Annotated in this window: 14 protein-coding genes, 2 tRNA genes and 1 pseudogene; 11 read left to right on the top strand and 6 right to left on the bottom strand. The window is 43.4% G+C overall.

Annotated elements, in window-relative coordinates:
* Window positions 1–16: 16 nt before the first annotated feature.
* A complete protein-coding gene (locus BLP85_RS12765) occupies window positions 17–1,315 on the top strand; it encodes an FAD-dependent oxidoreductase (RefSeq protein WP_143002193.1) in 1,299 nt (432 codons plus the stop codon).
* Between the two features lie 3 nt (window positions 1,316–1,318).
* Entirely contained in the window at window positions 1,319–2,152 is an 834-nt protein-coding gene (locus BLP85_RS12760) for an SAM-dependent methyltransferase (RefSeq protein ID WP_092820454.1), read from the top strand.
* An 80-nt stretch (window positions 2,153–2,232) separates the two neighbouring features.
* Here the strand turns inward: BLP85_RS12760 and BLP85_RS12755 are convergent.
* Together BLP85_RS12755 and BLP85_RS12750 are read right to left on the bottom strand one after the other, a co-directional pair.
* Window positions 2,233–2,308 (bottom strand) — tRNA-Thr (locus BLP85_RS12755).
* Between the two features lie 140 nt (window positions 2,309–2,448).
* On the bottom strand, window positions 2,449–2,676 hold the full coding sequence (locus tag BLP85_RS12750; protein WP_092820453.1) for a hypothetical protein: 228 nt from the start codon (window positions 2,674–2,676) through the stop codon (window positions 2,449–2,451).
* A gap of 385 nt (window positions 2,677–3,061) precedes the next feature.
* On the opposite strand from BLP85_RS12750, the gene BLP85_RS12740 reads away from it, so the two are divergent.
* Both BLP85_RS12740 and BLP85_RS12735 read left to right on the top strand, forming a co-directional pair.
* Window positions 3,062–3,253, top strand: coding sequence for a hypothetical protein (locus tag BLP85_RS12740; protein ID WP_092820451.1), 192 nt, complete (start codon window positions 3,062–3,064; stop codon window positions 3,251–3,253).
* A gap of 129 nt (window positions 3,254–3,382) precedes the next feature.
* The gene (locus BLP85_RS12735; protein ID WP_092820450.1) at window positions 3,383–3,640 is read left to right on the top strand and encodes a hypothetical protein; all 258 of its coding nucleotides are present in this window, start codon (window positions 3,383–3,385) and stop codon (window positions 3,638–3,640) included.
* A gap of 301 nt (window positions 3,641–3,941) precedes the next feature.
* Here the strand turns inward: BLP85_RS12735 and BLP85_RS12730 are convergent.
* Window positions 3,942–4,031, bottom strand: a tRNA-Ser gene (locus tag BLP85_RS12730).
* Window positions 4,032–4,152: 121 nt separating this feature from the next.
* On the opposite strand from BLP85_RS12730, the gene BLP85_RS12725 reads away from it, so the two are divergent.
* A complete protein-coding gene (locus BLP85_RS12725; RefSeq protein WP_092820449.1) occupies window positions 4,153–6,033 on the top strand; it encodes a potassium transporter Kup in 1,881 nt (626 codons plus the stop codon).
* A 658-nt stretch (window positions 6,034–6,691) separates the two neighbouring features.
* Here BLP85_RS12725 and BLP85_RS15185 read toward each other — a convergent pair.
* Window positions 6,692–6,806, bottom strand: a pseudogene (locus BLP85_RS15185) (hypothetical protein); the annotation flags it as partial.
* A 255-nt stretch (window positions 6,807–7,061) separates the two neighbouring features.
* Here BLP85_RS15185 and BLP85_RS12715 point away from each other — a divergent pair.
* Window positions 7,062–8,177 carry a DNA/RNA non-specific endonuclease gene (locus BLP85_RS12715; RefSeq protein WP_092820447.1) on the top strand — a complete coding sequence of 372 codons (1,116 nt, stop codon included), beginning with the start codon at window positions 7,062–7,064 and terminating at the stop codon, window positions 8,175–8,177.
* Window positions 8,178–8,246: 69 nt separating this feature from the next.
* Window positions 8,247–8,492: a hypothetical protein gene (locus tag BLP85_RS12710; protein WP_092820446.1), complete on the top strand. Its 246-nt coding sequence runs from the start codon at window positions 8,247–8,249 to the stop codon at window positions 8,490–8,492.
* Window positions 8,493–8,622: 130 nt separating this feature from the next.
* On the opposite strand, the gene BLP85_RS12705 is transcribed toward BLP85_RS12710, so the two are convergent.
* A complete protein-coding gene (locus BLP85_RS12705) occupies window positions 8,623–9,648 on the bottom strand; it encodes an AraC family transcriptional regulator (protein WP_092820445.1) in 1,026 nt (341 codons plus the stop codon).
* Between the two features lie 102 nt (window positions 9,649–9,750).
* Between BLP85_RS12705 and BLP85_RS12700 the strand changes: the two genes are divergently transcribed.
* Complete coding sequence (locus BLP85_RS12700; RefSeq protein WP_092820444.1) at window positions 9,751–10,347, top strand: sterol desaturase family protein; 597 nt, start codon at window positions 9,751–9,753, stop codon at window positions 10,345–10,347.
* 379 nt (window positions 10,348–10,726) lie between these two features.
* On the opposite strand, the gene hisF is transcribed toward BLP85_RS12700, so the two are convergent.
* The gene (gene hisF, locus BLP85_RS12695) at window positions 10,727–11,485 is read right to left on the bottom strand and encodes an imidazole glycerol phosphate synthase subunit HisF (protein ID WP_092820443.1); all 759 of its coding nucleotides are present in this window, start codon (window positions 11,483–11,485) and stop codon (window positions 10,727–10,729) included.
* 113 nt (window positions 11,486–11,598) lie between these two features.
* Here hisF and BLP85_RS12690 point away from each other — a divergent pair, with 113 nt between their 5' ends.
* The 3 genes from BLP85_RS12690 to BLP85_RS12680 are packed head-to-tail and all read left to right on the top strand — an operon-like array spanning window position 11,599 to window position 13,609.
* Window positions 11,599–12,549 carry a homoserine kinase gene (locus tag BLP85_RS12690; protein WP_092820442.1) on the top strand — a complete coding sequence of 317 codons (951 nt, stop codon included), beginning with the start codon at window positions 11,599–11,601 and terminating at the stop codon, window positions 12,547–12,549.
* A gap of 14 nt (window positions 12,550–12,563) precedes the next feature.
* Window positions 12,564–13,187, top strand: a complete 624-nt coding sequence (locus tag BLP85_RS12685) for a DUF1294 domain-containing protein (RefSeq protein WP_092820441.1) — start codon at window positions 12,564–12,566, stop codon at window positions 13,185–13,187.
* Window positions 13,188–13,216: 29 nt separating this feature from the next.
* Window positions 13,217–13,609 (top strand): DUF4870 family protein, encoded by a 393-nt coding sequence (locus BLP85_RS12680; RefSeq protein ID WP_092820440.1) that lies wholly within the window; start codon window positions 13,217–13,219, stop codon window positions 13,607–13,609.
* The last annotated feature ends 127 nt before the right edge of the window (window positions 13,610–13,736 follow it).

Below are 13,736 nucleotides of genomic sequence, written 5' to 3'. Positions count from 1 at the left end.
CTGACGGATAATAATTTTGGATATTGCAGTTATTGGCAGTGGCATGGCTGGGCTAGCTACCGCAAGAATTCTTAAAGATGCAGGTCATAGCATTACTATTTTTGAAGCGTTACCTGGTCGTGGTATGGATAGCCATAGCATTAAATTCGAAGGTGGCCTAATTGATGCGCCCTTACGCGTCATGAACCCGCATTTGTGGAAAAATACCCTGAGTTTGGCAACCTATTTGGGTATACCCACTTTTCCTGTTCGTACCTATATGGCATGCAGCTGGTTGTTTGAAGACCGCACTGAAACCTGGTTGACCACATCACGCAGCCGTATTGGCAATTTTCCGATTATTAATAACCGGAAAGGCATTCAGCAATATGGCTGGCGCATGGTTAAAGGCATGCTGCAACTGAAAGCGGCCATCACCCGATTCTTCAAATCAAAGAATCAGGAGATTACTCTGGCTGAATTTATCAATAATAATGATATTGAAGAAGTGTTCTGGCATGGTGCAGTGATGCCTGTACTGTATACCATTTGTACCTGTAACCCGAAAACTATTGGCGAATGGCCGGCAAAACCTTTATTGACATTCTTGCGTCAATTGACGGATGGCGATGCTTTACTGCGTATTCAGGGTGGCACACCGGCACTGGTAAACAAGCTGATTGAAGGCATTGAAATTCATGACAGTTCTGCCATTACCCAAGTCAAAGAACAAGAACAGGGTGTTGTGGTTGAAAATGCGTCGGGTGAGCAACGCATTTTTGATCGTGTCATTGTGGCCACGCCGACCAATAAAATTGAAACGTTTTTAAATAATGAACAATTTGCAGACGATATTGCGCTGTTAAAGAAATTCAAATTTGAACAGGGTCAATTGGTGATACACACTGACCAAACCGTAATGCCACCCAAACGTAAAGATTGGGCGGTACTCAGTTATATGATGGATCGTAAATTTACCCGTCAGCAGTTTACTGTATGGCTGAATTCGGTCGAGCCGAGTCTGGTCGGTAAAAATCCAGTGTTCCAGACCTGGCAGCCGGTGACGGAGATTGACCCGAAAAAAATCATCTCGTCAGTGACTTTAACCCGTGCTGTGGTGGATTCACAAACCGTAGCTTTAAATAAAGAGCTGCAGGTCCGTCATAAAGATCTAAACCGTAAAGTGTACTATTGTGGTTCCTGGTCTTGTGATGGTTTGCCGCTTTTGGAATCGGCAGTGACTTCAGCAATGAATATTGCGGAAATTCTTAATGCCCCATTGCCGTTTGTGGGATTAAAACCTAAAGTTGAGGTTGCCCCACAACTCGGCTACTAAGACATGAAATGGCTTCAAGCGATTCGGCAGAAACTTCCTCAACATAAATACGCAATCAATGCCAAACAGTTAGGAGATGATGCTGTCCTCGCCTGGAGCAATCTGGGCTATTGGGACGATGCAAGATCTTCTTATCCAGAAGCTTGCCGCCAATTGGCAGATCAACTGGCGCAAGCAGTAGCTTTAAATTCAAATGACTGTTTATTGGATTTAGGCTGTGGGCAGGGAGCAAGTCTGCTGTACTGGCAACAGCACTATCGGGTTCAGCATATTGAAGCAGTAGAGTTACAATCCAGCTGCGTGCAGCAAATTCAAAAATATTTTCCGCACATTGCGGCCATTTACCCGCAATCCTTTTTAAATTTAAAACAGGTTCCTTTCAAACAGCGCTTTGATGTGGTGCTGTGTATTGATGCTGCCTATCATTCCAATCTGAATTCATTTCTCGATTCAGTCGGCAGTGTTTTAAATTCACAAGGCCGACTGGGCTTTCATTATTTAATGCTGTCCGAGCAATGGTCGAATTTAAATGGACTGCAACAGCAAAAATACAGGTGGCTGCTCAAGGCTGCTGATGTGAATCTGGAACATTTAATGACCGCACCGCTCTTGGAGCAGACCTTGCAGCAACATGATTTTAGCGACATTGAAATTCGGGATTTATCCAAAGCCGTTTTGCAGGGATTTGCAAGCTATGTGCAACATGTGCAGCAATTGCCCCAGCAGGGCACAGCTATGGATGCCTTTAAGATTCGCATGACCGCAAAGCTCTGTCAGCAGCTGTATCAGGATGGGTTGGTCAATTATGTACAGATCAGTGCGAAAAAGAATGCCTGAGCATGGAGCAGTATTTTAGTTTTTAAAAGCTAAGTGCAAAAACAACAAAGCCTCACTAAAAAGCGAGGCTGAGTATAAAATGGTGCCGGCACACGGATTCGAACTGTGGACCTACTGATTACAAGTCAGTTGCTCTACCAACTGAGCTATGCCGGCAACGTGCAGAGAATAATAGCGATTTTTTTTGAAAACGCAAGCCAAAAAATGAACGGTTGGATCGGGTGAATGGAGCCGGCTATTCTCCATCACCCTCTAGATCCGCTATTCACATTCATGTCCTGTTGCGATTGAACCGGTTATTTGCTCCTTAAAATCTGGTCCAGGTCTTGAGCACATTCTTCCAGGGTTAAAGCCATATCGATTTGCATTTGTGGTTTAAGTTCGTCGGCGAGTTTGCGCCATTGTTCGATCAGTCGGAGGGCTTTTTGAATTTTATGTTTATTAATATCCTTGGCAATTGTTGGAGTATAACCACCACGTTTAGCATTCTTGATTTGTTTGACATAATTATTGCTGGTATTCATATCTACTCCCGAATAGCAGTTTTTCTATGTGTTCAATGTGCTTGTATAGGTCAACTTCAGGCTCTGTTATATGATTGTTATCATGGAAATATTGCATTTATATGATCATATTTCAATAGTTTTGTTTAGTTTGTGGACTCGAAATAATAGCGTGCAGAAATTGTGCCATTTATGTGACATGTTAATGAAATCCCAAGCTTTGATGGCTTTTGGTAATCAATGTGAAGGGGGTTACATCGAAGTTGTTGCAGATCAATTATCTAGAGACATTACATTTACAATGATGGAAATTGAAACATAGCTGGCGTTAGTGAATGAACTTTAAGGTGTAGATTAATGCTGATGTAGCGCAAGCGATCAATAGCAATGCACAGGATAGATAAACATGACCGCACAAGATAACCCACAACCAGACCAGCAAAAACAGCCTGTTCCTTTAACTGAAAATCCTGATCAGCAGAAATACCCTAATCCACCTAACCCTCAACCGGACCAACCGGACCAGCATATCGAAACATTCAATCCGCAAAAAAAGCCGAATGAACAGCCTGAAAATCCAATCAGACAACAGAAGTAACGCATTTTTTGCGTGTTTTGCATGAAGGTTCCGGTTCTTATCACTTCATCGTTGAAGATAAACGGATTTTTTCTGGCTAGAGGGTTTGAAGGGTATTATTTATCAATCGGCTAAAGGGAAATACATAAGATGACAAAACAGGCCAAAATGATCATTGCTGGAGTGGTACTTATCCTTATAGCTCTGGCTGCCTTGGTGTATGTTCAATCCAGGAAAAAAGAGGAATTTGGCGGTTTTCAAGAAGGGAGCGAACAGTATTACGGCTATCGCTATGCACAAGACCATCTTAAATCTGTAGATCAATGCGATGATGACAAAGACGATCCCGCCATGAATTTCAATGAGGAATTTTTTCAGGGATGTCAGAAATATTTTGAAGATAAATAATGTTTCAAAATCAGTGGAGATAAACCGTTCATTACTCAGTTTTTTCGGTTTGAATCATTTTTTAAATATCAATTATATAGAGGCGAAGTTGGCTGCTCAATATTACATCCGCTAGCCTGGTCTGAGCTTATTAAGCCGCAGTAGATAATATAAAGATCTCAATCTTGACGATTTTTCCCAGTGTATTTTTACGGTTTTAGAATCGCTGGGTATTTTTGCTGAATAGGATACGATAAAAAAGGCTTAAACCATTACAGTTTAAGCCTTTCGTCACTGCTTTGGATTGCAGGTCTTTCGAATCTGGCGGTGAGAGAGGGATTCGAACCCTCGATACGCGCAAACGTATACACACTTTCCAGGCGTGCTCCTTCAGCCACTCGGACACCTCACCATTGGAGCGCGATAATAGCGAAAAAAAGCTGCTCTGCCAAGTTGAAACAATTGATTTAGAGCAAAAGTTTTTGCTCGGTGATATCATTGCGAAAAAATAGTGTTCAAAACGAAGACGAAATATGCAAAGTACTGCACAAAAAGCCGCCTTGCCTGTGATTACCCTTGCAGCGCTTGGGGTGGTATTTGGAGACATTGGCACCAGCCCATTATATGCCCTCCGGCAATGTTTCCTCACAGCGCATCTGGCTATTACCGAGGCATCGGTTCTTGGAATTTTATCACTGATTTTTTGGTGCATCATGCTGACGATCAGTTTTAAATACGTCACCATCATTATGCGTGCAGACAACAATGGGGAAGGCGGGATTATGTCATTATTGGCATTGAACCTGCGAACCACACGTATTGCAGACAACAAGAAAATTTATCTGATTGCCTTGGGTTTTATTGGTGCTTCGTTATTTTTTGGCGATGGCATTATTACGCCTGCTATTTCCGTGTTGTCGGCAATTGAAGGCTTAAGTATTGCAACACCCATGTTTAACCAGTGGCTTATGCCTTTGGCGATTGGAATTTTAACTGGTCTGTTTATTATTCAGCGGCATGGTACTGCCACCATGGGCAAATTTTTTGGCCCTTTAACCTTGGCCTGGTTTTTATCCATTGGGGCCGTGGGGATATGGAGCATTATCCAGACCCCCTTTGTATTGACTATGATCAGCCCGCATTGGGCTTTTAATTTCGTGGTGCATCAGCCTTATGTTGCTTTTCTGACCATGGGTGCGGTGATTCTGACCATGACTGGAGGGGAAGCGCTCTATGCCGATATGGGACATTTTGGTCGTCTGCCTATTCGCCTGGCATGGTTCATTATTGTTTTACCTTGCCTGCTCTTAAACTATGCAGGACAAGGGGCGTTACTGCTGCGTAATCCGGATGCGATTGCCAATCCGTTTTATATGCTGGTTCCCGGTTGGGCATTGTATCCGATGATTGGTCTGGCAACCGCAGCAGCAGTCATTGCCTCGCAAGCCGTGATTACGGGTGTTTTTTCCATGACCAATCAGGCCATCCAGCTGCGTTATTTACCCCGTTTAACCGTGCATCACACTTCGGATGTTGAACAGGGGCAAATCTATTTGCCCTTCATTAACTGGGTGCTGTTTATTTCGGTCATTATTCTGATTTTATTATTTGAAAACAGTGCCAATCTCGCCAGTGCTTATGGCGTTGCCGTGACCATGACTATGCTGTGCGGGACCATTTTGATTGCATTTCTGGCTTATGGTTTCTGGCGCTGGCCGGTATGGAAGGTTCTGCTCTTTGCCGTGCCATTTTTGCTGATTGATTTGGTCTTTGTTGCATCGACCTCATTGAAGATTATTGCAGGTGGTTGGGTACCAATTTTGATTGGTGCAGCCGTGTATACCATTTTGATGACCTGGAAAGCAGGTCGTGAAATCTTGCTGGCTCGTTTGGAAAAAGATGCCCTGCCGATTGATCTATTTATCAAAAGTATTGGCATGAGTGCTGAAACACAATTTGTTCCAGGTGCTGCCGTATTCCTGACCGGTACGCCGAATATCGTGCCGCACGCCATGCTGCATAATATTAAGCATAATAAGGTCTTGCATGAGCTGAATATTATGGTAACAGTGAATACCCGTGACATTCCTTATGTGACGCAGGAAGACCGTAGTAAAATTGAAAAACTGGATAACCGTTTTTATCGTATTTCACTGTATTACGGTTTTAAAGATCAACCCAATATTCCTGAAGCACTGGAACAGGCCTATCAGGAATTGGGTTTTGAGTTTGACATGATGCAGATGAGCTTCTTTATTTCCCGAGATCGACTGATTCATACGGTGGGCGACGGCTTATCCCCTTGGCGTGAAAAGCTGTTCATTTCGATGCAGCGTAACACCAGTCCGGTGAGTGACTTTTATCAGATTCCTCCCAATCGTGTGGTTGAATTAGGTAGTCAAATCGAAATCTAGGCGCTAGACATTGCAGGCAATAAAAAACCAAGGTGGAAAATCCTTGGTTTTTTATTTGGAGGATGAAAGCCTGAACAAGAGTGTGATTAGTTCTCTGTTGCGTCTGCCACTGGCATTTCGGGAGATGCATTTACCGGAGTATCTGTCACCTCAGTCGCTGGGGCTGCTTGTACTGCATCATCTGGCTGTGGTGCAGCTTCAGGAGTCGCTGCAAAGGCTTCCTGGGGTGCAGCGACACCAGCGATATTTGCCGGTGCGATAGTTGCAGATTCAGGGGTGGTATCTGCTTGAGGCATATTCGCTGCGTTCACTGGTGTATCAGCAGTAGACTGACTGACTGGCGCAGCTGCAATCTCTTGATCTGCACCTTGCTCTGCCTGTTGTGCGGCTAATTCACCATTCGGTTGCATAGGATCTACATTTTCAGAGGCCGCCTGAGCTGTTTGCTCGATCGCAGGTGCATTTGCTTGTGCTGGGGTATTTAAGTCGGCAGTTTGAGGTGCAGTGCTGTTGTCGGTAGCAGAACTGGTTTGCAGTTCGGTTTCAGAACCCGCTAGGTTGGACTCCGCAGCAACTTGACCTGCCTCCACAATACGGATTTGACCACTGGCGACCAAATTTTCAATGGAACCGGCCTGACCATTTACTGTCGTGTTTACTTTGATTTTAGACAGACTTTCTAAGGTATCGCCCGGTTGAATGGCAGGTTCTGCAAATGCGGTTGCACTCATCATTCCTGTGACTAGACTTAAACCTAAAAGCTTAAAATGCATAAAATACTCCGTAGCAATCATTATTCAGATTTTTTGCGTATTTTTACCTTGTCATAAGCATGATCGGTTTTTCAATCAAACATACGTAAAGCTATTAAGACTTGTTATAAAAGCTTTAGAAAATGAGACAGACTGTTACAACAACTGTGCTTTTGTTGAACAGTTTTAGTCTAAATGTTAAGCAAATAAAATTTACTACATATACTTCATTTTCACTGCTTGTTAAGCTCGTGAAAAATAGGGGTTCGGCTCAAAATGGCAATGAAGAAAGGTAAAAGCGGTCAATCTTTGATGCAAATTTTAAATCAGAATAGTTTAAAAATTGTTTTGGGGGTAGTGGCGACCAGCAGCTTTGCAATTGCCTTTGGACAGGAAAAAATTCAACAGCTGGTCTCCTTGCCATCTGCATCAAACTCGGCCTGTCTGGATCAGTTTTACCGTGATATTCCGCCTTATCTGGCCAAGGAAAGCCTGACTAAAAATGCCTTTCCGCTGTGCTTTAATGGCTTTAACGTGATGTATTCGGGGGTGTCGAAAACGCCTTTGTGGGTGGCGGAAGCTCTGACCCCGCAACGCTTGAGCCAGAAAATTCCACGTGAAGACAACTTCCATGAAGAAACACGTTTAAAAACAGAATATCGTGCGACCTTGGCCGACTATAAAGCTTCAGGCTATGACCGTGGACACATGGCACCGAATGCCGACATGCCGAATAAAGATGCCCAGTTTGACAGCTTCTCATTGGCCAATATGGTGCCGCAGGCCCCGAAAAACAATCAGCAGGTTTGGCGGGAGCTGGAAGAGGCGACTCGTGCCATTGTGACCAAGCAGAAGCAGGATGTCTATATTGTAACGGGACCGGTGTATTCAGCTAAAAAACTAAAAACCATAGGTAATGGGGTGATCGTCCCGACAGCGACCTATAAAGCCATCTATATGCCAAAAACAGGAGCGGCAGGGGTGTACTATGCCGACAATACCCTAAAAGATACTGCACCCAAAGTGCAGGTGATGAGTATTTGTGCCCTGGAAGATCTGACCGGAATCAATATTTTCCCGCAGTTAACCGAAGACCAGAAGCGCAATACTTACAATTTGCCATTAAAGGCAAGTGCTGTGAAAGCGAATCAGAAAATTGCCTATTCCTATTGGGATGCAGAAAGCCAATGTGCCGAAGAAGTCAGTGCAGATGAGCTGAGCGCTTTGCAGAAAAAGTTTAAATCTTCCTCTGCAAGTTCAGCAAATTCAACCCCTACACAAGCGAACGAGAATAACGGCAGTGCATCAACGATTGATCCAGATACCCAGGATGCGATTGTTAAGCAACTGATTGAAGGGCTGTTGCAGTATATTTTACAGTTGTTGAAATAAGCCCTTTTTAGGTAGGATGAAAGTCATCATCCTACCTTTTTAATAACAACAAAGATCAGTGAGAATACAATGTTCAAGCCTTTTGAAAATGGTACCGAATCGCATGCCATTCACGACTTAACCTTAGAAAATCAAGAAGACCGCGTCAGTATTTATGGTAATTTACAGCTGACCAAAGATCAGGCCGGGCTTCAGGCAGCGAAAGCTTTGCAGGCTTTTGTCAATGCCGTGGTCAGTGCCCTGGAAAATGAAGCTCATCTTCCGGAAAAAATTGACCGTCAAGATGAACAGGAAATTGAAAATCCATTTTTATAAGCAGCGTTTATGTTCCACATGGAACATAAAAAAAGCTCACATTGGTGAGCTTTTTTTATCATTCAGGTGATTTGATAGGAATCGGGACATTGCTGCTTGATTAATCATAACCTGATGAATAAATAGAAGGTCAAGATGACGAGCAGAGTGTAATTTTTGCATATTGTTGTTGTCGCCATTGCTGCGGTGTAAGGCTGGTCCACTGTTTAAATGCACGCTGGAAGGCACTTTGCTCGGAATAACCCAGTAATAAGGCAATTTCTTGCAGGCTCAGATGCCGGTCTTTTAAATATTGTACAGCCAGTAAATGCCGTACTTCCTGCATACGTTGCTGATAGGTGGTGTCTTGTTGCTGTAAATGGCGTTGCAGTTGGCGTACCGACATATGTAACTGTTTGGCAATAGGTGCGATTTGATACTGGTTTTTTTGCAGCCCGGTGAGAATGGCCTGTTGCAGACGATGATCGAGCTGGGTGGAATTGGGAAGCTTATCTAATAGGGCATGGGCTTGTTGCATCAGTAAATGCTGCAAGGTCTGGTCACCTTGACGTATAGGTTTAGCCAGCTGATGAATGGGTGCAATAATTTGGGCCTTAGGCTGGGAAAACAGGACTTTGCAATTGAAGTATTCTTCATAGATGGCCACATTTTTCGGTGCAGGATGAATAAAGTGCACTTCATGTATATGAATATCTTTAAATTCCAGAAAATGTTTCAAAAATTGCACCATCAGGGCAATGGCATTTTCCTGGGTAATTTGCGTGGTCAAATGAAAGGGGATGTATCCCCAGCCAAGCGCCAGATATCCATCCTGTATATTGAGTTCTAAGGCACTGCCATCATAGATCAGTCGATGAAAATCATGATAACGGTATAAGGCTTCCCCCAAAGTGTTGCAGGACAGGGCAATATAGGCAATGATGCCTAAATGTTTAGGCTGGACATGTTCGGCAATATCCAGGCCTAATGCCGGAATTTGCAGATGTTGGTCTATATCTGTCAGCAAATCACGCCAAAGACAGAAGTCAAAACGTTCCAGATTCTGAACTTGTTCAAGTTTTTCAGAAATAACCAAGCCTTTGGCCTGACTATAGGCATAAAGTAAATGCCCAAGTCCACCATATACAGAGCCTGTGTAGTCTTTAGAATGTGGCATATTGATCTTTTTATTGTCGTAATTGTTAATTAAATTTTATTTTGGGTCAATGTTTAGCATATTTTATAACCTATATTCAATATAAAATAGGGAGAAATGGATATGTGGAAAGGTTTTTTGGTTGGGCTGGTGGTGGCCAATGGTTTTGAATGGGTGGCACACAAATATATTTTGCATGGCACACATCGCAGTGGAAAGCCCCGCTACAGCCCTGTGCCCGACAGCATGAAATCACATTGGGAACATCATCGCGAAGTCAGAAAAACGGCATTTCATGACCATGGCTATGTCGAAGGTCTTGCCAATTGGCGCACTAAAAATGAAGTTGTCTCTTTAGTCGTGGTGGCAGGCGTTTTTGGTACGCTGTTTTATCCGGTCTCCAAAGGCATGGCACTGTCTACCGTATATAGCGCCTGTAATTATTATTATATTCACCGCCGTGCCCATTTAGAGCCAGAGTGGGCCATGAAAAAAATTCCCTGGCATTATGATCATCATATGAATTCCAATCAGGATGCCAACTGGTGCGTGACCAAGCCCTGGTTCGATTACATTTTGGGAACTCGAGTGATTTCAGCGCCAGAATTGCAGGAGAAAAATCCCTTAGGAATTCTGCTGCCCGGCACCGTTTCAAATCTGTTGAACGGCATAACTGAGCGTTATTTCCCGGCCAAATGGGTGGAAAAACAGGAGAGATGATCATTTTCTCAGAAGGGAGGGGGTGGTTTTATTGTTCAGGAAGAGATCGCAATAAAATCGCTAGAAGTCACGACTGCCGAGACCTTGTCGTAATTTGTCAATATTTTCGACATTAATGGTCAATGTTTTTGTTATTTTTTTGTTATATATTTGTTTTCGCAATCAGGTCGGTCTAGTTAACTTGACGAGCTACTGTATATGTCATTTTACTGTTTTTCTTTTCAAGAAACCGCGCTGTAGTTTTCTTGGTTTATAGGGAGTCTTCAAGACTCCCTTTTTTTTATCTGCACTTTTTATGCAAGCTTGATTGCAAAGCCATTTATGAATAAAAAAGAGTGTGGTTTAGACACTCTTTTGATTTTTTAAGGCATGCTAAAATTTAGAGACGCATTTCAATTCCTTGAGCAGCCAGATATTGCTTGGCTTCCGGAATGGTGTATTGACCAAAGTGGAAAATAGAAGCGGCAAGTACCGCATCCGCACCGCCCTTGAGAATTCCATCGGCCAAATGCTGCAAGTTGCCCACTCCACCTGAAGCAATCGTTGGAATGGTGACACGGTCATTGATGTGACGCATTAACGCCAGGTCATAACCGGCTTTGGTGCCATCGGCATCCATAGAGGTAATTAAAAGTTCGCCCGCGCCGTAATCGGCCATTTTCACTGCCCATTCAATGGCATCAATCCCGGTCGGTTTACGGCCACCATGGGTGAAAATTTCCCATTTATTGTCGCCAGTTTTCTTGGCATCAATGGCGACCACAATACATTGGGCGCCAAAGCGTTGCGAAGCTTCCTGCACAAATTCCGGGTTAAATACCGCAGCCGAGTTAATGCTGACTTTATCTGCACCGGCATTCAGCAACAGGCGGATATCTTCCACCTTACGCACGCCGCCACCCACGGTTAAGGGAACAAATACGCTTTCGGCCATGCGTTCAACGGTGCGGTACGTGGTATCGCGGCCGCTTGAGGTTGCGGTAATGTCCAGAAAGGTAATTTCATCTGCACCCTGTTCGTTATAACGGCGTGCTACTTCAACCGGATCGCCTGCATCACGAATATCAAGGAATTGTACACCTTTCACCACTCGACCATTATCTACGTCAAGGCAAGGAATAATACGTTTAGCAAGCATAATTTTTTCCAAAAATAACAGCCGATTATGAAACTTCGCCACGAAGGTGCTACACCTTGGTAGTCGTAGCAGGTATTCTATCAAAATTATGTAGGTTTTTTTGCAGGTTTTCTATGTCGGTTTATACCACTTTGACTTTACAGGAAGTTCAGGCGTTTGCAGCCCCTTATGGATTAGAGGTGCTGGACCTGATTCCGATTCAAGGAGGTATTCAGAATACAAACTATTTTTTAGTCTGTGAAAATGGTCAGCAGTATGTACTCACGATATTTGAAGAAATGGATGAACAAGGTGCGGGGGAGCTGGTTCCCGTGCTGGAGCATTTGGGCAAACAGGGGGTGGCTGTGCCGGTACCGCTAAATTATGCGGGCAAAGCCATTCATACTTTAAAAGATAAACCCGCCCAGATTGCACCGCGCATGATGGGTAAGCATCCCATGCCATCAACTCTGGAACAGGTACAGGCGATTGCTGTGGCTCAGGCGAAAATCCATATTGCTTTACAGGATTTTCCTCTGGAACGCGCCGAATATCGTAACCATGATTACTGGTTGCAAGTAGCGAAAGAATTAAAACCGACTTTAAATCCGGCCGATGCCATTTTGCTCAGCGAAGTGCTGGGGCTTTATGATGCGCTCACTGCCGTCTATCCAAACCGTCCCAAAGGCTTTATCCATTCGGATTTGTTCCGCGACAATACCTTGTTTGAAGGGAATGAATTAAAAGGAATTCTGGATTTTTACGAATTGAATAAAGATGAATTCCTGTTTGACATTGCAATTACCTTAAATGATTTTTGTACCGAATATCCTGAGGTTCACTTAAATGAAGTGAAAGCCCAGGCCTTTTTAGAAGCCTATGAAACGGTGCGTCCATTGACTCAGGATGAAAAATCCTGCCTGGAAATCTATCTGGCTATGGCAGCTGCACGTTTTTGGCTGATGCGTTTACAAGTCGCACAAAAAAATGCACAACAAGGACGTACAGGAGATGATATTCTTCAAAAAAATCCTTTGGAAATGCGTAATATGCTTGTGGAACGACTAAAATTTGTGACGGCTTGATATAGGATATAAAAATGCGTGATCAGGGGCGATTAGTCGAATGGTTTGATGAAAAAGGCTATGGTTTTATTCAGCCCAATGATGCCTCGAAAGATCGCGTGTTTTTGCACATCAAGGATTTTGCCCGTCAGGGACCCCGTCCGATTGTGGGTTGTGCGCTTGAATATACTGTATTGCTGGATGGAGATGGACGTTATCGTGCCCAGCAGGTGACTTATCTTAAAGCGTCACAAACTAAAAAAAATGTCAGCAAGCCAAAACCCTCCAGTCAGCCTGCGCAAAAATTAAAACCGATGCAAATTGCCTGTGTCGGTTATATTCTGGCTTTGGCCGTGTTTACCGTAGCGGGTTTATTAAGCGGCATAGTGCTGTTATTTATTAGTCTCATTAATGCCATTACTTACTGGATGTACGCCCAAGATAAAGAAGCAGCCCTGCAGGGTAAGCACCGCGTACCCGAACAGGCCTTGCATGTATTGTCTTTTCTTGGCGGCTGGCCTACGGCATGGCTGGCTCAGGAAAAACTGCGGCATAAAACACAAAAACAACCTTTTAGAAAGATTTATTTTTGTACTATAGCCTTGAACATACTTTTGATTTTATGGCTGATTTCTCCTTTTAATGTACTGAAATTTTAAGGAGAGCAATGACTTTATAAGGCATAACAATGAATTATTCTATAGATCAAGATCCGCATCGTAGCCTCACTTTAATCCTTTATATCCTCTACATGATTGCCATTTTTACGGGTGGTTTATTGGCTGTTGTTGCCCTGATCATTAACTATATAAAACGCAATGATGTACGTGGCTCTATTTTTGAAAGCCATTTTACCTGGCAAATCCGAACTTTCTGGTGGTATCTGTTCTGGAACCTGATTGCCTTTATTCCTTTTATTTTCCTGTTTTTCACGGGTGAAAACATGGATGTATTTACTGGGGTTGCCTTAGGGGCAAGTGCATTTTGTCTGGTTGTGATTGGTGTTTCCTGGATCTGGATTGTGTATCGGGCGATTCGCGGTATGATGCGCCTGAATGATAATCAGCCGATGTATCAATAAGACGGGTGAATACTCAAAAAGGCAGATTGAGCCAGTACTGTCCCATAGTTCTGTTAAGGGCTTTTATTTTGCTGAAAACGGTTAATTTCGAATTAGAATCATATAAATGAATTTTTATGAAGTCTGT

The sequence above is a fragment of the Acinetobacter kookii genome, assembly GCF_900096895.1.
Classification (GTDB): Bacteria; Pseudomonadota; Gammaproteobacteria; order Pseudomonadales; family Moraxellaceae; genus Acinetobacter; species Acinetobacter kookii.
The sequence above is the reverse complement of the archived record's forward strand: the minus strand, read 5'-3'. Positions and strand labels throughout refer to the sequence as shown.